Consider the following 705-nt stretch of genomic DNA (forward strand, 5'->3'; position numbering starts at 1 on the left):
CGCCGGGATCCTGGAGGACCTGAAGCACACTGCGGACCAGTTCACCGCCCGGCTGCACGGGCGGCGGGCCACCACCCGGCGCTAGAGTCCGGGATCCCGGACAACAGCGGCCGGTGAGCGGTGTCACTGCCGGCGCGGATGGCCAATGATGGAGCAACAGCACATCCGCCGCGCAAAGGAGCCTAGATGTCCACCACGTCCCACTCACCGCACACCATCCGCGCCCCGCGCGGCACCACCCTGAGCGCCAAGTCCTGGGCCACCGAGGCGCCGCTGCGCATGCTGATGAACAACCTGGACCCGGAGGTCGCCGAACGCCCCGAGGACCTGGTGGTCTACGGCGGCACCGGCAAGGCCGCACGCAACTGGGCCGCCTACGAGGCGATCATCCAAACCCTCAAGGACCTGGAGGAGGATGAGACGCTGCTGGTGCAGTCCGGCAAGCCGGTGGGCGTGCTGCGCACCAACCGGTGGGCGCCGCGGGTGCTGATCGCCAACTCCAACCTCGTCGGGGACTGGGCGAACTGGGAGCACTTCCGCAAGCTGGAGTCCGAGGGCTGATGATGTACGGCCAGATGACCGCCGGGTCCTGGATCTACATCGGCACCCAGGGCATCCTGCAGGGCACCTTTGAGACCTTCGCCGCCATCGGACGCAAGCGCTTTGACGGCACCCTGGCCGGCACGCTGACCCTGACCGCAGGGT

At 68.7% G+C, this 705-nt stretch carries 1 pseudogene; it reads left to right on the forward strand.

What is annotated here, in order from left to right:
* Nucleotides 1–186: 186 nt before the first annotated feature.
* Nucleotides 187–705 (forward strand): annotated as a pseudogene (locus tag JCM19049_RS16560) (urocanate hydratase); the annotation flags it as partial.

The organism is Arthrobacter sp. JCM 19049 (assembly GCF_001310435.1).